Origin of the sequence: Bifidobacterium tibiigranuli (genome assembly GCF_009371885.1) — a bacterium.
In the GTDB taxonomy this organism is placed as follows: Bacteria; Actinomycetota; Actinomycetes; order Actinomycetales; family Bifidobacteriaceae; genus Bifidobacterium; species Bifidobacterium tibiigranuli.
On record NZ_QLZA01000006.1, the window covers coordinates 48,313 to 65,452 of the forward strand.

Below are 17,140 nucleotides of genomic sequence, written 5' to 3' on the forward strand. Positions count from 1 at the left end.
ACTGCCCGCTGCGCCGCTTCGCCGACCAGCTAACTCGCCAAGCCGTTCCCGTGCGGCCTACGCACAGCGAGAACACCCGCTCAGGAGTGCTGCCGCCTGAGCAAGCGCTTGGCAAAGGCGTTTGCGATGCCCTGCACCACTTGCACAAGCACGATCATAATGACGACTGCGGTCCAAGTCACCGTAGGGTCGAATTTCTGGTAGCCATACGCGATGGCGAAGTTGCCCAACCCACCGCCGCCGATGTAGCCGGCCATCGCCGACATGTCGAGCACCGCGATGAACAGGAAAGCGTAGGCGAGGATCAGCGGGGCAAGCGCCTCCGGAATCAGCACTGTGCGGATGATGGTGATCTTGGATGCGCCCATCGAACGGGCCGCCTCGATGACGCCGGAATCGACCGGCACGAGGTTCTGTTCGACCAGGCGCGAAGTGGCGAAGGTGCACATCACGGCCATGGGGAACACCGCCGCCATCGTGCCGATCGAAGTCCCGACGACCTTGATCGTCAGCGGCTGCATTGCCGCCAGAAAGATAATGAAGGGAATCGGCCGCACGATATTGACCACGATGTCGAGCACCCGGTAGACCGCCGCATTCTCGAAAAGGTTCCCCGGGCGCGTGCCGTACAGGATCACGCCGAGCACCAGCCCGAACGCGCCGCCGACGATCAGCGTGATGAACACCATTTCCAGCGTCTGCGCAATGGACTGGAAGAGCATCGGCTTGAGTACGGTCCAATCGCCTTGTCCTGCCAAAGCCATGCTGGTGCGTCCGGCCGCAGTGACTATCTCGCTCATCGTTCGCTTCCCTTCGTATCGCTGCCGTCAGTGCGCTCAGTGCCTGCAAAGCCTGCACTGCCTGCAATGTCTGTGACGTCTTCAACTGTCGTTCGCCGCGCTGCTGCGGAATCGAGCGATGCAACGGCTTGCTCGTAGGCAATCGGATGGCTCGCCGTGCCGAAATCGACCACATCGCTGTCGTGCGTCAGCTCGTCGAAGAACGCTTCGAAGCCTTCCTGCTGATCGTCGAATTCATAGGTAATCGCGCCGATGGCGGAGCCGCCGACCGTGTCGATGCCGCCATAGAGCATACTGCTGGCGATGCCACAGCTTGCGATGAGCTGCGAGATGCGCTGGCCGGAAGCCAGCACGGCGGAGGACTGTTCATCGCTGTACTCTTTACCGTTGTTTTCTTTATTGCTCAGCACATCCCGCTGGCGGATAAGCACCGTCACAATCCTGCCCGGCCAGTCGCGGCGCAGCTGCTCGACGCGTTCCTCCTGCGGCACGCCGGACAGCGCGGTGGCGATGAAACGCTTGGTGACCGGCTGGCGGGGCGCGGCGAACACATCGTAGACATCGCCCTGCTCGACGACACGCCCCTGGCTCATGACGGCAACCCGGTTCGCAATGTTCTGCACGACGCTCATCTGGTGCGTGATGAGCACGATGGTGATGCCGAACTGCTCGTTGACCCGCTTGAGCAGCGCCAGCACCTCGTCGGTGGTCTCAGGATCCAGCGCGCTGGTCGCCTCGTCGGCCAGCAGAATCTGCGGATTGGTCGCCAGCGCCCGAGCGATGCCGACGCGCTGCTTCTGCCCGCCGGAGAGCTGCGATGGGTAGTTGTCGGCATGATCGCGCAGCCCGACGAAATCAAGCAGCTCGGCCACGCGCCTCTCCTGATAGTCCTTGCGCCAATGATCCAGCTGCAGCGGGTAGGCGATGTTCTGGCTGACCGTTTTGGTGGAGAACAGGTTGAACTGCTGGAAGATCATGCCGATCTTCTGGCGTATCGGGCGCAGCTTGGACTCCCCCAGCGCAGTGATATCGGTGCCCAGCACGCTCACGGTGCCGCTCGTCGGCCGTTCGAGCGCATTGATCATGCGCACCAGCGTCGATTTGCCGGCTCCCGAGTAGCCGATGATGCCGAAGATATCGCCGCGATCCACGCGCAGACTCACATCGTCGACTGCGCGTGATGTGCCGGATTGCCTCCCCGAGCCGCCGCGCTTATGGAATTCCTTGACCACATGGTCAAGCGTGATAATCGCCTCTGCCATTCCTGCCGCCCTATCCGTCGTTCTCTGTCTCGGTTGCCGAGTCTCGTATTGTCATGTCTGTGCGGCGGCCGATCTGCGCGCAACCAGTCATGCACCAATCAATCGGCGCATAACCGAAGTCACGCAGCAGGCCCGGCCGCCGCAGACATGCTACCCGCCCATGCTGAGCAGAAGCACCATGCATATCGGTGAACCTCAATGCAAATCAGTCAGCCGAACTCACTTGCTCGCCTTGGCTTCCTTCTCGATGGTGGCGAGGAAGCCCTGCAGCTCCTGGGCACTGTACTTGTCGGCGAAGGCCGCGGTGCCACCTGACTGGCTCTGCAGCGCGGCAAGCACTTCCTTGGACTGGAATATCTTGACCAGCTTGAGGTAGGTCGCGTTGTTCACATCGGCCTTGCGGGAGACGAACACGTTGATGTAGGGCCGTGCCGACACGGTCTCCGCGTTATCCGAGTAGATGGCATCCTTGGGGTTGAGGCCCGCGTCCTTGACATAGTCGTTGTTGATCACGCCTGCTGCCACCTTCGGATCCTTGAGCGAGTTGGCTACCTGCTCGGCCTTCAGCGGAGCGACAGCGACCTTGGAAGTCGCGGTGTCGATGTCGGCGGGCGAGGTGAATGGCGTCCATGCGCCCTTGAGCTTGACGAGGCCGGCCGCCTTGAGCACGCCGATGGCGCGGGCCTGGTTGGTCTCATCGTTCGGAATCGCGACCGTGCTGCCGGCATTGATGTCCTTGACATCCTTGACCTGCTCGGAGTACAGGCCTAGCGGGTAGACCGCAGTGCCGCCGATCGGCTGCAGATCCTTGTTGTTCTTCACGTTGTAGTTTGCCAGATACAGCAGGTGCTGGAACTCGTTCAGGTCGAGGTCGCCCGAATCAAGCGCCGGATTCTCCGAGGTGTAGTCCTGGAAGTCGACGATCTTGACGTGGATGTTCTCCTGCTCGGCCTTCTTCGTGAAGGCGATCCACTGCGGCTCGGTCGCGCCGACGACACCGATCTTGACCGGGTTGGACTGCGAGCCCTTCGCGGCCGAATCGGACTTGCCCGCGATGGCGCGGTATCCGAAGAAGACCGCCACGGCGAGGACGGCGATGACGACCACCGTGATGATGATGTTGCGCGCGGTGTGGTTGACGCGCACCGGCTCTTGGCTGCTTCCCGTGTCAGCTGGCTGCTGGTTTGAAGAAGTCATGATATTTCCCTCTGTTTCTCTTGATGTTCACTTGTTCTCTTGCATTCCGCACCACGCAACCTCGTGTTGGCTGAGCCCCATGCAGCGTTTGCCGCACACAGTCCCCCACGCTTCTTGCAGTGGCCGGATGGCCCTCACCACGATACGAGAACGAACGCGGCCAAGCGAGCAAAAAGTAGCAATCCCTCTATACATATTCGTTATAGCCTGTATTCGATCCGCGGCATTGTGCGCCTCAGCCTGCGGGACTCAGTGGGACGAAACGCGCGGAGGGACCGTGTGTATAACGGCAATCCATGTCAATGGACCGCATGTATAGATGTAGGTGCATTCGCTGCTGCCTTTCGCTGCCGCCTTTCGCTGACCGAACAAGCGTGCACCGCTCCCATTACACTGTGTGATTAGGAATAAACGTGACATTAGAAACCGTCATATTAAAATAAACGTGATATTGAAATGAATGCATGGGAAATGAACGTGTATTGAAGACGAATTTGTTTTGGAAATACACTTGTCATGGAAACGCACGGCATTGGGGACCACATGCCTTGACACATCAGGATGGTCCATTGCCGGCCGCTGGAACGACCGAGCAGCATTCGCATCGTATGAAAGGCTAGACAGCATGACAATCAATGATGCCATCGCAGCGCAACCCGCATCCGTATATGCCGATTCCCGAATCGCGCACGGAAAGCCCGCGCCGCAGCCGTCTCGCAATGCAAGTCCCGACAATTCAGACAGTCCCGATACCAAGGCAGCCTTCTTCGACATCGATGGCACGCTGACCAGCTTCGCGACGCATATCGTGCCCGACTCCACATTGCAGGCGCTGCAAGGCCTGCGCGACGAGGGTGTGAAGATCTTTATCTGCACTGGGCGCTCGCCCTCCCAGATGGGCGTGGTGCTCGACACCATCCCGATATCCTTTGACGGCGTGGTCGCCATGAACGGGCAGTACTGCATCGACGATCAGGGCTTCCTTGAGACCGAGTCCATGAACGGGCATGATATAGGAATCATCACCGCGTGGCTCGACGAACATCCGGACGTCGTGGCGAGCTTCTGCGAATGCGATTACGTCTACTTCAATCAAGTCACCGAGACCATGCGCGAGACCTGGCGGCAATTGGGCAAAACCGCTCCAAAGGCCTTCATCGACGACCCGCACATACGTCCGCTCGACCACCCGACCTTCCAGATCAGCCCATTCATCAGCAAGGAGCAGGAGCACGAGATCACTGCGCTGTGCGACAACGTCAAAGGCGTGCGCTGGCACCCCTCCTTCACCGATCTGATTCCCGCCGATGGCGGCAAACCTGTTGGCATACGGCGTTTCCTGCGGCATTACGGCTATACCCGCGAGCAGTGCATCGCCTTCGGCGACGGCGGCAACGACATGACAATGCTGCAGTTCGCCGGCATCGGCATTGCGATGGGCAATGCCTCGGACTTCGTCAAATCGGTCGCCGACTACGTGACCGACGATGTGGACCACGACGGCATCATGAATGCGCTGCGGCACTTCAAGATTTTATAGAGCGGGATTCTGCTGGGCGCGCATGCATATAGTGAAAGCTACGACATGTCCAGCTTTTAGGCCGGACAGAACTTCTGCCCCCACACATAGTTCCCCGTCCCACTCGCATGACAGACTGGGCGTATGAGCACAGTTGTTATGCACACCTCCGAAGGTGACATCACCATTAATCTGTTCGACGACGAAGCGCCAAAGACCGTCGAGAACTTCCGTTCCCTGTCCACCGGCGAGAAGGAGTGGACGAACCCGCTTACCGGCGAGACCTCCCACGACCCGTTCTACGACGGGCTGACCTTCCATCGCATCATCAAGGATTTCATGATCCAGGGCGGCTGCCCGCTGGGCACCGGCACTGGCGGCCCCGGATACGACTTCGACGACGAGATTGACCCCGCGCTGACCTTCGACCGGCCCTACCTGTTCGCTATGGCGAACGCCGGAGTGCGCCGCGGCGCCGACGGCAAGATCCACGGCACGAACGGCTCGCAGTTCTTCATCACCACGGTGCCTACCCCTTGGCTCAACGGCCATCACACGATTTTCGGCGAGGTCGCCGATGACGAGTCCAAGGCCGTCGTCGACAAGCTCGAGGCCGTCCCCACCGACCGCTCCGACGCCCCATTAGAGCCGGCCATCATCATCTCCGTCGAGGTGCAGTAGGCGCTGGCGTTGCCTTAGCGCTACGAGGCGCTTCTCGCGCTTCTTCATTCCGATTAATCCCCGCTCTGGTTTCTATGCCAGAGCGGGGATTTTGCATATTGGCCAGCTCCGGACTCTTTTGGGGCCCGAGGGCTCGAACTGTCTGAATCGATCTCTTTCACCGTTGCGCCTGAGCATTGAACGGCTAGGAGGACTCACCGTGCCGCACCTTGCGCAGATGCGGCTCGACGGAATCCTTAGTACCGGCGATGCGGTAAAGCTCAAGAGCGCCGATAAATAATCTATGACAAATTGTTAGTAGCGTATATGACATTCTGTTAATGGGATCTATACCAGTTATTTATATGCCGAATGCCGATGACCCTACATGGACGCGTCATCGGCATTCGGCAACTACAAGAACTAGTCGACTAAGAAAGATTTTATTGGCCTACATATGCAGAAAACGTGACAAAACGAGTCCATACGTCAAGAAAAACGTTACAAATGAGCAATGCAAATATGAGAAAAACGTGACATATGGTAGTATAAATATTAGGAAAAACGTTACGAGGTAAGGAATTGCAATGCTTTCACGCAAGGCTCTGCACGTACTCAAATCGTGGAAAAAGTCGCGCAGCCGTCATCGGGCGCTTATGCTCACGGGGGCGCGGCAGATCGGCAAAACCACGCTGGTCCGTGAATTCGCACGAAATGAATATGCGCAGTTTGCCGAGCTGAATTTTCTTACCGATGACAATGCTGCGAGCATCTTCGCGGGCCCGCTCGACGCGCAAACCATCATCACAAATCTCACCGCGTATCTGCGCACTCCTTTGGAACCAGGCAACACGCTTGTGCTGCTTGACGAGATTCAGGAATGCCCCCGTGCACGAACCGCCATCAAATTCCTCGTCGAGGATGGCCGCTTCGACTATATTGAAACCGGCTCGCTACTAGGCGTGCGCACCGGCGAGGTGACATCGTATCCGGTTGGGTTCGAAGAACAGCATCGTATGTTTCCGATGGATTTCGAAGAGTTCTGCCTAGCCGACGGCGTGCAGAGTGAGACGATAACGATGCTGCGCGAGCATTTCGCAAATCGCCAGCCAGTGAGCGAAGCCGTTCATGAGACAATGAGCCGTCTGTTTCTAGCCTACATCGTGGTCGGAGGGATGCCCGAGATCGTGCAGCGGTATGTGGACACGCACGATATCGCTCAAATCGTGACATTGCAGCACGACATACTCGATCTGTACCGTTTAGATATCGCCAAATATGCGGAAACGAGCGACAGAACAAAGATTCGCTCGATCTTTGACGCTGTTCCCTCGCAGCTCGATGACCGCAATCGACGTTTTGTCCTAGCCAATTTGAACAAGAATGCCAGACAGAACCGTTATGCCAGCGGCTTTCTATGGCTTGCCGACGCAGGTGTGGCGCTGCCCTGCTACAACGTCACGGCACCGGTCGCACCACTGCAGGCCAATGCGAAACACAGCCTGTTCAAATTGTTCATGAACGATACCGGCCTGCTGTGCGCCAGTTCGCTCGACAATGTGCAATTCCCCATTCTGCAGGGCGACTTGAGCATCAACATGGGAGCTATCACTGAGAATGTCGTGGCACAAGAGCTGTTGGCGCATGGGTTCACACTCTTTTACTTCGATACGAAGCGATACGGCGAGGTGGACTTCGTCATACAGTCGGGAGCACATGTCCTGCCCATTGAAGTCAAATCAGGCAATGACTGGACCATTCACAAGGCTCTGGGCAACACGATGGCGGTTCGCGAATGGCATCTGGGCCAGGCGTATGTGCTGTGCAAAGGCAACCTTCGCCATGACGCCGGTCGAGGCATCACCTATCTGCCGCTTTATATGACGATGTTTCTGGCACCTGAGCGGTTGCCCGATTCAATGCCCTTCAACGTCGACCTGAGCGCCTTGAACAGCTAGAGCAGGGCACCGCCGCTCGATTCAATGGTCGTTATTCGTTCGATCGATGCGCGTTGCGAGGCTTTGCACGGCACGGTTGAATCTGGTGAGCGCCGCAGCGAACTGGGATATCTCATCCGGACTCCAATCGGCGAGCACCGTGGACAGCGCACCGAGGTTCCGCTTGCGCTGCTGGGCAAGACTGTGCTCGCCCTCCTGCGTGAGTGTGAACTTGCGCGCCATCCCGCCGTCGGGGTCGGGGATGCGCTCAATCATATTCTGCCGTCGCATCGCGGCCGTCTGCCGGTTGAGCGTAGAAGCGTCCAAACCGGTTATCTCGCTGAGCTCGCCGATGCTCATCGGCCGGTCCTCCAAGCTGACGAGCAGTATGTAGGCGCTGCGGTCAAGCATGCCGAGACGGGACCCACGGAAACCAGCTACCCGGTTGATGCGCTTGCCGAGCAGCAAGGCTTCATACTCGATGGCGACAATGTTTTCGGCCACCGCTGCCGGCGGATCTGCAGCGCTTCGCTCCACTGCAGACAGACTAGCCGATCTGCTGCCGCGTTCGCCAGTTTCATTCGCCGCAGTATCGCGCATCGCGTCCTTGCGATTGTCGCTCGCTGACATGCATTCCTCCTCATTCACCATTCATCGTCATCAACCATTGACCGATTCGACCATGACGGATGACGAACTCACCGTTCGCAGCGTCTGGCCAATTCTTAAGTCGTCTCTCAACAGTTATCTCTCAACAGTCGCCTATCAGTATAGCCCGCCGATATGCAGAATACACAGCTTGCGCAAACACCTAGATGTGTATTATACATATTGATTGTATGATACATAACCATTCTCTGTTTGCCGGAAGGAATCCATGAGGCATATGCCAACCCAAGCCACTTCGCCATTACCATCCACCCCATCACGAAAAACCACAAGCGACACCGTCATCGTCGCGGTGCTCGCCGCCGCAGGCATCACGTCATCACTGACCCAGACGCTGGTGATTCCGTTTATCGGCCAGCTCCCGACCCTATTTCACACCCAGTCGTCAGTGAGCGCCTGGGCGGTCACGGTCACGCTGCTCACCGGGGCTGTAGGCATGCCGATACTCGGCAAACTCGCGGATTCCTATGGCAAACGGCGGATGCTGCTCATCGCTTTGGTGCCACTTATCGTCGGCTCGCTCGTCTGTGCCGTGGCCCCGAACATCGCCGTGCTCATCACAGGACGGGCGCTGCAGGGCATCGCCACCGGCATGGTCCCGCTCGGCATCAGTCTGCTGCATGACATTCTTCCCAAGGACAAGGTCGGCACGGCGATAGCCCTGATGAGTTCGTCCATGGGCATCGGCGGGGCGCTTGGCTTGCCTGCAGCCGCCGCAGTGATCGAGTACATCAACTGGCGAGGGCTGTTCATGGCGGACTTTGCGATAGCGCTGGCTATTGCTGTCCTTATCGCCGTGCTCATCCCCGCTCCGGCTGAGCAGAAGTCCTACGATATCTTTGACTTTGTCGGCGCAATCGGATTGGGAGTCGCGCTGCTCTGCCTGCTGCTGGCGATTATCGATGGGGGCGCATGGGGTTGGGGAAGCCCGGAGACCATCGGCCTGTTCATTGCCGCGCTCATCGTGACGCTTGCCTGGGGCTACTGGGAGCTGCGCCACACCAATCCTCTGGTCGATCTGCGCACGACCCGCAAGCATAATGTGCTGTTCACGAATATCGCGTCGATTTTCATCGGATTCGCCATGTATTCGCAGTCGTTGCTGCTGCCCCAGCTCATGCAGCTGCCTGCAGCGACCGGATACGGGCTGGGCCTGAGCATGCTGGAGATGGGGCTGTGCATGGCCCCCAGCGGACTGGGCATGATGGCGGTTTCATCGCTGGGCGCACGCATCACCAAATCCCGAGGCGCGAAGACCACGCTGATATGCGGGGCGCTTGTGATGGCCGTAGGCTATGCCTGTGCCGCCTTGCTCATGCATTCGCTGGTTGCGCTCGTTGTCTCCTCGGTCATCGGCAGCATGGGAACCGGCCTCGCGTTCGGAGCCATGCCGACCCTCATCATGAACGGCGTGCCCGCCAACGAGAAGGCCTCGGCAAACAGCTTCAACACCGTGATGCGTTCGATTGGCACATCAGTATCCTCGGCAGTCATCGCCATGATTCTCGCCGGCATGAGCGTGCACTTCGGCGGCGCAACGATTCCCAGCCAGTCAGGGTTCGTCGGCCTACTGATCGGCTGCTTCGTAGCAGTCGTAGCGGCGGCAATCTCCCTCAACATCAGGCACACCAAGCAATCCTAAAACCACCAGATTCACCCCGCCGCACCACGTTGGGAACCAGCACTGATGCGATGTGTGCGTCTTCAAGGCGCACCGAGGGAAGGCGTACAAAAGTACGTCGACCGAGGGGCAACGCAGAAGACGCCCTGTAATACTCGTGCTGGGAACCAGCACTGACATGACGCGTGCGACCCCAAGGTGCGGAAAGCGAAGGCGTACAAGGGCACATCGAGCCTTCCACAACGCAGGGGACGCCCTCTGACACCGGTGCTGGGAACCAGCACTGATGCGATGCGTGCGTCTTCAAGGCGCGAAAGGCGAAGGCGTACAAGGGTACGTCGAGCCTTCCGTAACGAAGAAGACGCTCCATCGCATCAGTGCTGGCCGTAGACGTGTTGGTAACGGTCGTTCAGACTATCAATATCCGACTGCTCAATAGGGATGATGTCGCCGAGCTGCCGGGCCGCCCACATCGTATGTGCCACCTCCTCGGTCATCGCCGCCGCCTTGACGGCATCCTCGGCATTCTTGCCGATGACGAATGGGCCGTGGTTGCGCATGAGGACGGCGGAGGAATGCGGGTACTGCTTGAGCGTGTCCACCACGCCCTGTCCGATCGCTTCCGAGCCGATGAGCCGGAAGGGGCCGACTGGCACGGGTCCGCCAAATTCGTCGCCCATCATCGTCAGGCCACAGGGGATGTTCTGCCCGGTGGCCGCCCATGCGGTCGCATAGGTCGAATGGGTGTGCACTACGCCGTATACGCCGGGCATGTGCCGGTAGATGTAGGCGTGCGATGCGGTGTCGGATGACGGCGCTTCGGCTCCGTCAACCACATTGCCATCCAAATCGCACACCACCATCGAGCTCGGCGTCAGATACTCGTAGCGCAGGCCGGATGGCTTGATCACCAGCAGATCGGCGGTGCGCAGGCGCTGCGAGACATTGCCTGCAGTCCACACGACCAGATTCCACTTGATAAGCTGCTTGTGCAGATCGGCGACGACTTGCCGCACCTGCTTTACTTCGGCTACTGTTTCCGGTCCGAAATCAGCTAGAGTTGCCATGATAATTACCTCTTTCCCATACTGTTTTTCGTTTTCCTCGCCCATTCGGCTGGTTGCAGGCTGCGACGCTTCGAGTGGAGCGGCTCTGCAGGGCGCAGCGCAACCAGCCGAATGAATCACCGTGGGCAGCAAGTGTCACAGGCTTTCGAGATTCTTGCCTTTGGTTTCCCGTGCGAACAGGTAGGTGACTGCGCCAATGGTCAGGCATGCACCGAAGAAGGTGAATGCCGTGGTGATGACGCCGATGTCGATGTGCTGGGCGATGAAGTTGCCGCCCACCAGAAGTCCCATGAAGGCCGGGCCGACGACTTTTGCAATTGCGCCGATGCCATACCCGACTCCCAAGCCGGTGGAGCGAACGTCGTTGGGGAACTGCTCACCGCCGAAGGCGTTGAGGATGCCGAACGCGCCGTCTGCGAAGGTCATGATGATCAGCACCGCTATGTAGAACTCCCAGCCGGAATCATGGAAGAACGCCGCGTAGAAGCATCCGGCCGCGCCGATGATGCCGAAGAGGAACATCGTCCACCGGCGGCCGCTGACGTCGGCGAGCCAGGCGGATCCGAAGCGGCCGATGCAGTCGGCCACGGAAACCCCCATGAACAAGTAGGCGACCGTCTGGATGGGGAATCCGAAGGCATCTTTCAGCAGGGTCTGGCCCCAGGACTGAATCGCGAAGCTGCCCAGAATGAAGCAGAACGATCCAAGCGAAATGATCACCAAGGACTTCAGATGCTTCGAGAACAGCACACGGTAGTTGGCCTTCTCCATAAGCGTCACCTGCGGCAGCTCGCCGACCTGGTCGACAGGCATTTCCAAAGCCCATGCCAGAGCTTTGCGCGCATCGTCATCGCGACCCTTGATCTGGTAGAAACGAGGGGACTCAGGAACGAATCTCAGCCAGACGAGCAGGAAAACCGGCAGTACGCCCAGTGCGATGAGCACGCGCCAGTTGTCGCCAACGATGCTTTGGGATATGGAGCCAAGCAGCAGGCCCAAGGGGATGAACACCGAAGCCAGACCCGAAAGCAGACCACGCGACTTGGACGGCACGAACTCCTGCACGTAGGGAATCGAGGTGATGTTCAGGCCGCCGACGCCAATGCCGACACCGACGCGCAGTATGGCCAGCAACAGCCATGCTCCGGTCGGCAGGAACACGGAGAGGGCCGTGAACACGACGAAGCAGACCACGCACCATTGGAAGGCGCGTTTGCGTCCATATCGGTCGGCCAGACCGCCCCACATAATGGAGCCGATGACCGTGCCCAGACCGGAGCATGCCAGGATGACCCCGGCCTCCACTCCTGTCAGATGCCAGGCGACGGTCAGCAGCGACACCACGAACCCGATCAGGAACATGTCGAAAAACTCCGAGATGTTGCCGACGATGGCCAGCGAGATGATGCTTTTCTGGTGGCCGGTGAGTGGCCTTGCGTCGATTTGCTCGTATGCCGTCACGGGGGCATGCGTCGCAACGGCTGCAATGCTATTCATAATCCCATCCTTACAGTGAAGGCGATATATACGGCCTGTATATACGCTCAGCGATCAATGTCGGTTCCCAGGGGGATGCGTAGCTCCCCTGTCCGTATGCGCGTCAGATCGCCCATATGGGTGATGGCGAATTCGGAGGCGCGCTGGCCCCACTGCACGCCCGAGGCGATGTCGCCCGACAGGTATCCGTGAATCGTCGCCGCGATGAACGCATCGCCCGCGCCGGGCCTGTCGATGACCGGCACCGCTGTGGTCGCGTAGGCGGTGAAGCCTTCGGGACCACGCAGGTATGGTCCGTTCATGTGGTCGGTCGACACGACGTATCGGCTGCCGAAGCGCTTCATGAGCCTGGCGGTCACTTCCTGGGGCGTTCCTTCGATGCCGAAGACCTTGCTGGCGTCGCCGATCGAGCAGAACAGCACGCTGGCGCGCTCGGCGATGGGGTTCGAGGACCTTGCGCGCCCGTTCGCCGCTCCACAGCTTGCGCCGGAAATTGACATCGAGAATCACCTCGGCGCCTCGCCTGACTGCCTCATCGGCGGCGTAGCGCACCACCTGCGCCGTGGTGTCGGTGAGGGATGCGGTGATGCCGGTCAGGAAGACGACTTCGGTGTCCAGCATCGTATCCCAGTCGTATTCGTCGATGCCCGTGGAACGGAACGGCGTCCATTCGCGGTCGTAGATGACGTTCGCCGGCATAGGCCCTGCCCCCGGCTCCATGAAGTAGAGCGCGGTGCGGCCGCCGGGTTTGCGCACCATAGTGTGCATGTCGACGCCGACCGAACGGTACTCGGACAGGATGTAGTCGCCAAGATCGCTTTCGGGCAGCGAGCTCGTCCACAGCGTGCGCCATCCGAGCTGCGCGGTCAGGCCGGCTACGTTGGCTTCTGAGCAGGCCGGATTCATGCGGACGTTGCGGGTGAACATAAGCCGTTCGCCGCTGTCGACGGTGAAGCGGATCTGCCCCTTGCCAATGGTCGAAAGATCATATGTAGTCATGACAATACTTCCTTGTATCTGGTGATGGTTGATTTCATTAGCTGGCGTGCGGTTTTTCCTGCACAGCAACGGCGCTTATCAGTATCGTCAGCACTGTCAGCGCCGTCCGTCAGCGCGATACGACCTGTATGCCGGCTGCGCTGAGCCAGCCTTCGATCTTCACGCGCGCATCGGCGCAGATGGCGCTGGAGCGCAGGGAATCGTCGTTCCACATCTCGATCATCATGCGTCCGGACCAGTTCTGCCGTTCAAGCTCCGCGAACGCCGCAGGGAAATCAGCGATTCCGGTTCCCATAGGGATGCGCCTGGGCTGGCCGGGCAGCACATCCTTGAGATGGATGGCGAGCATACGATCCTGCCCTGCTTCCAGCTCCGCAACGGTGTCGAGCTGCTGCTCGGCGAGATTGCCGACGTCCGGGTACATGGACAACCAGGCCGAGCCGACCTCGTCGCATATCGCCAATCCCTTGGTGATCGAGGTGACGTCGTTGCCGTCCACATTCTCGATGCCGAGCATGACGCCGGCTTGGGCGGCGTATTCGGCGGCGACGCGCAGCGCATCGACATAGCGCTCGCGCTGCCCCGGATCCGCCTGCTCGTAGTAGGCGTAGTACCCGGCCACCTGCACCACGGGGATGCCGGTGTCGTAGCACAGCTCGATCGCCTTGCGGAATATCTCCTGCGCTTCGCGGCGAATCGCAGCATCGGCGGAGCCTGGGCCGATCTTGCGGTGGCAGCTTAGGCACATGCCGCCAATCTGCACACGTACATCTTCAGCCGCGCTACGAAACTCGCGCCGCTGCGTCTTGGTCCAGTCCAGGCGCGCTATGCGCTTCGTTGTCTCGTCGATGGACAGGTCCATGAAGGTGAACCCGCCTTCGACGACCTGCGCAAAGAAGGCCCGCCAATCGTCAGTGCGTCGCAGCGCCTTCTCGTAGATGCCCAGAGTGACGCTGCTCATTGCGGCCACACTTGGTCGATGGCCTCGTTCAGCTCGCTCGCGGCGACAACCGGATCCTCAGCCTTGACGATGCCACGGCCCGAGATGATCACGCCCACTGGCGAACCCTTGAAGAAGGCGATGTCCTGAGTTTTCACGCCCCCGGTGATGGTGACGGTGAATCCCATGTCGTGCAGCTCGCGGATGCGTGCGATGTCATCAGCGCCCCACGTGAGCTTGCCTGCCGCTTCGGCATCGCGCGAGCGATGGACGATGACATGCTTCGCGCCAAGTCTGCGCCATATTCTGGCCTTGTCCGGGTCGTACTCCTCGCCGAGCTCGATCTGCACCTCGCCATCGAATTCCTGAGCGACTTTGACCACCCGCTCGACGGTGGTGAGCGAGGCCCCGGCCACGACCGAAACCCAGTTGGCCCCCGCTTCGAAGCAGTTGCGCGCGATCAGCGCTCCTGCCTCTGCGATGCGCACGTCCGCGAGGATGGTCTTGTTCGGGTATAGAGCGCGAACCTCACGGACAGCCCGCAAGCCTTCGGCGATGATGAGAATGGTGCCGCACTCGATGACGTCGATCTGGCTGATGGCCGCATTCAGTGGCCTGATCGCGCTCGGCATATCCGTGGTGTCAAGCGCGATCTGCAAGCGCGGGCGCTGCAACGTCGATGCCCTGCTTTGCTTGATCTCAGTTTGCTTGGTGGTTTGCTTGGCTTCACTTTGCTTAGTTTCGGTTTGCTTGGTGGTTTGCGAAATCATGCTCATCGTGATCAGTCCTCCCCACGAAATGCGAAGAAGGTGCGTGCATTGCCGATCAGCAGCTTGTTCACATAGTCCGGGTCGAAGCCCTCGTCGATCATGCGCGGCCCATCGACGGCTGGGTTGTAGTCGATTCCGGAGACGGAGCCATAGGCCTTCTGATACGAGCGCTTTCCGGAGTCGGTCCCCAGCAGGATGCGATCCTCGAATCCATCCTTCTTGAAGGCGGCCAGCTCCGCCATCCGGTTCGAATCGGGCTGGTACTTGATACGGTTCGTGCCGTCGATTTCCAGATACACGCCGAGGTCGAGAATCTGCTCCAGGTAGTAGGTGTCGGCGTTGCGCTGGATATGGCCGATGGCAATCCGGTCGGCCGGCACGCCCAGCTCGATGAGCGTCTGCGCCTGTTCGAGCCCGCAGGTGCCGAAGGTGGTGTGCGTGTTGATCGGGCAGCCGGTCTCAATCGAAGCGATGGCGGCGGCCTCCATGCACTTGTGCTCGAAGGGCGTGATCGCGCCGTAGGCGGTGCCGATCTTGATGATGCCTGCCTTGTACGGCGTGCGTTCCACAATCGGACCGGAGTAGTCGTTCCTGTCGATGCCCTCGCGCACATCCGCGATGACCAGCTCGGCGATGGCGTCGAGCGAATAGCGGTTGATCCAGTGCGACTGCGTCTCCAAATAGACATGCTCGCGGTGGAAGCCCGTCGCGGCGATGACCTGCAGCCCTTCGACCGTCCTCGCCACTTCGGCGAGCTTGTCGGGATTGCGGCCGCAGTTGATGGGGCACATATCGACGATGGTGCCGCCGTTGGCGCTCCACTGCTTGGATGCCTGTGCGAAGTAGCCGCCTTCTTCGACGGCTTTTTCGACGGAATCAAGCTGATGGTCGCGGTCGATGTAGACCTCCCCCGCGCCGACGCGGATGAGATGGTCGTGCGCGTCGACGACGCCCAGGGAATCAGGGTCCACATCTCCTAGAATCGTACGTGCAAATGCCATGATGACAACTCCTTTGTTATTCCGTTTCGCTGCCCCGCGCCCACAGCGCTCGGGGAACCTGACAATTGAGAAGATAGGTCATCACCGGCATCATCCGCATCATAGTGATGAACAAATGTTCATAGTAAGAAAATAAACGCGACATATTATCCATACAATTACCGCAAAATAACGGCAATTCATTGTTCATATTGATATAAAATGAACATATGTTCATAGATGAATCGCTTGTCACTGCTGGATCGCGGGAGCATATCGGCCTGGTGCTCAAGGTGGCGCGCGCCTATTACCAGGACGATAAGACGCAGACGCAGATCGCCAAGGAAATCGGCTATTCGCACTCCACCATTTCGCGGCTGCTCAAGGAATCTCGCGATCTGGGCATCGTGCATATCACCATCGGGCATCCTTTGGAGCACCTGCGCTCGTTGGAGGATGCGCTGTGTGCCAAATTCCACCTCACGCATGCCCGAGTGGCGCAGATGCCGCATGACGACAGCCCGGAGCTTATGGTGCCTCGCTGCGCCGCGGCGCTGTTCACGGAGATCTGCGCGCCGAATTCCCTGATTACGGTGTCGAATGGCTACGCCGTGGCCGCCGCCGTGCGCGAAGTGCCGGTATGCGACTGGCCGAAATCGAACGTCGCGCAGATGATCGGCTGCCTGAGCCCGGCCAATCCGATGATCGACTCCCCTGCCGTGTGCCACATGCTGGCGCAGCGACTGGGCGGCACCTTCACCGCCCTGCCCGTGCCGATGGTCCTGTCATCCAGCCATATCGCCAACGCCATGCGCAAGGAGCCGCAGATCGCCACCGCACTGGCGCTCGGTGGCGGCGCAGACACGGCCATCGTGGGGGTCGGCGCGGCCACCGGGCAGCGGCTGGGACACATCTTCGATGATTACATGGATGCACGCACGCTGCGCGAGATTCAGCACACCGGCGTCGTCGGCCATATCTGCGGCCATCTCATCGACGCCGACGGCAACCATATCCACACCGAACTGTGCGACCGGACGATATCCATCGACTTCGAACGCCTCAAACGCATACCAATGGTTATCGGCATCGCCTGGGGAGCCCGAAAGCTCAAGGCGATTCATGCCTGTCTGGTCGGCAGGCTCATCAATGTGCTCGTCACAGACCGCGCAACCGCCGAGGCGCTGCTGGAAGTCTGAACGTACCTTGGTTGCGTCTGAAC

General features: G+C 59.6%; 15 protein-coding genes and 1 pseudogene. 5 read left to right on the plus strand and 11 right to left on the minus strand.

Annotated features, from left to right (window positions below):
• Nucleotides 1–80: 80 nt before the first annotated feature.
• The 3 genes from DDF78_RS06220 to DDF78_RS06230 all read right to left on the minus strand — a co-directional run bounded on the left by DDF78_RS06220 (nt 81) and on the right by DDF78_RS06230 (nt 3,259).
• Nucleotides 81–764: a methionine ABC transporter permease gene (locus tag DDF78_RS06220; RefSeq protein ID WP_304308923.1), complete on the minus strand. Its 684-nt coding sequence runs from the start codon at nt 762–764 to the stop codon at nt 81–83.
• Nucleotides 765–796: 32 nt separating this feature from the next.
• The gene (locus DDF78_RS06225) at nt 797–2,062 is read right to left on the minus strand and encodes a methionine ABC transporter ATP-binding protein (protein WP_152580892.1); all 1,266 of its coding nucleotides are present in this window, start codon (nt 2,060–2,062) and stop codon (nt 797–799) included.
• A gap of 219 nt (nt 2,063–2,281) precedes the next feature.
• Nucleotides 2,282–3,259: a MetQ/NlpA family ABC transporter substrate-binding protein gene (locus tag DDF78_RS06230; RefSeq protein WP_152580893.1), complete on the minus strand. Its 978-nt coding sequence runs from the start codon at nt 3,257–3,259 to the stop codon at nt 2,282–2,284.
• 625 nt (nt 3,260–3,884) lie between these two features.
• Here DDF78_RS06230 and DDF78_RS06235 point away from each other — a divergent pair.
• The 3 genes from DDF78_RS06235 (at nt 3,885) to DDF78_RS06245 (ending at nt 7,396) form a co-directional block, all read left to right on the plus strand.
• The gene (locus DDF78_RS06235) at nt 3,885–4,799 is read left to right on the plus strand and encodes a Cof-type HAD-IIB family hydrolase (protein ID WP_152580894.1); all 915 of its coding nucleotides are present in this window, start codon (nt 3,885–3,887) and stop codon (nt 4,797–4,799) included.
• Nucleotides 4,800–4,922: 123 nt separating this feature from the next.
• Nucleotides 4,923–5,459 (plus strand): peptidylprolyl isomerase, encoded by a 537-nt coding sequence (locus DDF78_RS06240; protein ID WP_152580895.1) that lies wholly within the window; start codon nt 4,923–4,925, stop codon nt 5,457–5,459.
• A 566-nt stretch (nt 5,460–6,025) separates the two neighbouring features.
• Entirely contained in the window at nt 6,026–7,396 is a 1,371-nt protein-coding gene (locus DDF78_RS06245; RefSeq protein ID WP_152580896.1) for an ATP-binding protein, read from the plus strand.
• A 21-nt stretch (nt 7,397–7,417) separates the two neighbouring features.
• On the opposite strand, the gene DDF78_RS06250 is transcribed toward DDF78_RS06245, so the two are convergent.
• A complete protein-coding gene (locus DDF78_RS06250) occupies nt 7,418–8,005 on the minus strand; it encodes a MarR family winged helix-turn-helix transcriptional regulator (RefSeq protein WP_237564578.1) in 588 nt (195 codons plus the stop codon).
• A 256-nt stretch (nt 8,006–8,261) separates the two neighbouring features.
• Here DDF78_RS06250 and DDF78_RS06255 point away from each other — a divergent pair, with 256 nt between their 5' ends.
• The gene (locus DDF78_RS06255; protein WP_152580897.1) at nt 8,262–9,686 is read left to right on the plus strand and encodes an MFS transporter; all 1,425 of its coding nucleotides are present in this window, start codon (nt 8,262–8,264) and stop codon (nt 9,684–9,686) included.
• Between the two features lie 353 nt (nt 9,687–10,039).
• On the opposite strand, the gene DDF78_RS06260 is transcribed toward DDF78_RS06255, so the two are convergent.
• From DDF78_RS06260 to DDF78_RS06285, 7 genes and pseudogenes are all read right to left on the minus strand, one after another.
• Nucleotides 10,040–10,732 carry an L-ribulose-5-phosphate 4-epimerase gene (locus DDF78_RS06260; protein WP_152580898.1) on the minus strand — a complete coding sequence of 231 codons (693 nt, stop codon included), beginning with the start codon at nt 10,730–10,732 and terminating at the stop codon, nt 10,040–10,042.
• A gap of 135 nt (nt 10,733–10,867) precedes the next feature.
• On the minus strand, nt 10,868–12,229 hold the full coding sequence (locus DDF78_RS06265) for an MFS transporter (protein WP_152580899.1): 1,362 nt from the start codon (nt 12,227–12,229) through the stop codon (nt 10,868–10,870).
• A gap of 47 nt (nt 12,230–12,276) precedes the next feature.
• Nucleotides 12,277–12,729, minus strand: a complete 453-nt coding sequence (locus DDF78_RS12305) for a PfkB family carbohydrate kinase (protein WP_273221125.1) — start codon at nt 12,727–12,729, stop codon at nt 12,277–12,279.
• Nucleotides 12,701–13,228: pseudogene (locus DDF78_RS12310) on the minus strand (PfkB family carbohydrate kinase); the annotation flags it as partial. The pseudogene DDF78_RS12310 and the gene DDF78_RS12305, both read right to left, overlap by 29 nt.
• A 109-nt stretch (nt 13,229–13,337) precedes the next feature.
• Nucleotides 13,338–14,189: an L-ribulose-5-phosphate 3-epimerase gene (locus DDF78_RS06275; RefSeq protein ID WP_152580900.1), complete on the minus strand. Its 852-nt coding sequence runs from the start codon at nt 14,187–14,189 to the stop codon at nt 13,338–13,340.
• Nucleotides 14,186–14,944, minus strand: a complete 759-nt coding sequence (locus DDF78_RS06280; RefSeq protein WP_202613231.1) for an orotidine 5'-phosphate decarboxylase / HUMPS family protein — start codon at nt 14,942–14,944, stop codon at nt 14,186–14,188. The genes DDF78_RS06275 and DDF78_RS06280 overlap by 4 nt, the downstream gene beginning before the upstream one ends.
• A gap of 5 nt (nt 14,945–14,949) precedes the next feature.
• Nucleotides 14,950–15,939, minus strand: coding sequence for a phosphotriesterase family protein (locus DDF78_RS06285; protein ID WP_152580901.1), 990 nt, complete (start codon nt 15,937–15,939; stop codon nt 14,950–14,952).
• A gap of 209 nt (nt 15,940–16,148) precedes the next feature.
• On the opposite strand from DDF78_RS06285, the gene DDF78_RS06290 reads away from it, so the two are divergent.
• Nucleotides 16,149–17,117, plus strand: coding sequence for a sugar-binding transcriptional regulator (locus DDF78_RS06290; protein ID WP_152580902.1), 969 nt, complete (start codon nt 16,149–16,151; stop codon nt 17,115–17,117).
• The last annotated feature ends 23 nt before the right edge of the window (nt 17,118–17,140 follow it).

Excerpts from the sequence above, each read along its gene's own strand:
- DDF78_RS06220 (WP_304308923.1), bottom strand. The coding sequence starts at position 764 with ATGGCTTTGGCAGGACAAGGCGATTGGACCGTACTCAAGCCGATGCTC.
- DDF78_RS06225 (WP_152580892.1), bottom strand. The coding sequence starts at position 2,062 with ATGGCAGAGGCGATTATCACGCTTGACCATGTGGTCAAGGAATTCCAT.
- DDF78_RS06230 (WP_152580893.1), bottom strand. The coding sequence starts at position 3,259 with ATGACTTCTTCAAACCAGCAGCCAGCTGACACGGGAAGCAGCCAAGAG.
- DDF78_RS06235 (WP_152580894.1), top strand. The coding sequence starts at position 3,885 with ATGACAATCAATGATGCCATCGCAGCGCAACCCGCATCCGTATATGCC.
- DDF78_RS06240 (WP_152580895.1), top strand. The coding sequence starts at position 4,923 with ATGAGCACAGTTGTTATGCACACCTCCGAAGGTGACATCACCATTAAT.
- DDF78_RS06245 (WP_152580896.1), top strand. The coding sequence starts at position 6,026 with ATGCTTTCACGCAAGGCTCTGCACGTACTCAAATCGTGGAAAAAGTCG.
- DDF78_RS06250 (WP_237564578.1), bottom strand. The coding sequence starts at position 8,005 with ATGTCAGCGAGCGACAATCGCAAGGACGCGATGCGCGATACTGCGGCG.
- DDF78_RS06255 (WP_152580897.1), top strand. The coding sequence starts at position 8,262 with ATGCCAACCCAAGCCACTTCGCCATTACCATCCACCCCATCACGAAAA.
- DDF78_RS06260 (WP_152580898.1), bottom strand. The coding sequence starts at position 10,732 with ATGGCAACTCTAGCTGATTTCGGACCGGAAACAGTAGCCGAAGTAAAG.
- DDF78_RS06265 (WP_152580899.1), bottom strand. The coding sequence starts at position 12,229 with ATGAATAGCATTGCAGCCGTTGCGACGCATGCCCCCGTGACGGCATAC.
- DDF78_RS12305 (WP_273221125.1), bottom strand. The coding sequence starts at position 12,729 with ATGTCAATTTCCGGCGCAAGCTGTGGAGCGGCGAACGGGCGCGCAAGG.
- DDF78_RS06275 (WP_152580900.1), bottom strand. The coding sequence starts at position 14,189 with ATGAGCAGCGTCACTCTGGGCATCTACGAGAAGGCGCTGCGACGCACT.
- DDF78_RS06280 (WP_202613231.1), bottom strand. The coding sequence starts at position 14,944 with ATGAGCATGATTTCGCAAACCACCAAGCAAACCGAAACTAAGCAAAGT.
- DDF78_RS06285 (WP_152580901.1), bottom strand. The coding sequence starts at position 15,939 with ATGGCATTTGCACGTACGATTCTAGGAGATGTGGACCCTGATTCCCTG.
- DDF78_RS06290 (WP_152580902.1), top strand. The coding sequence starts at position 16,149 with ATGTTCATAGATGAATCGCTTGTCACTGCTGGATCGCGGGAGCATATC.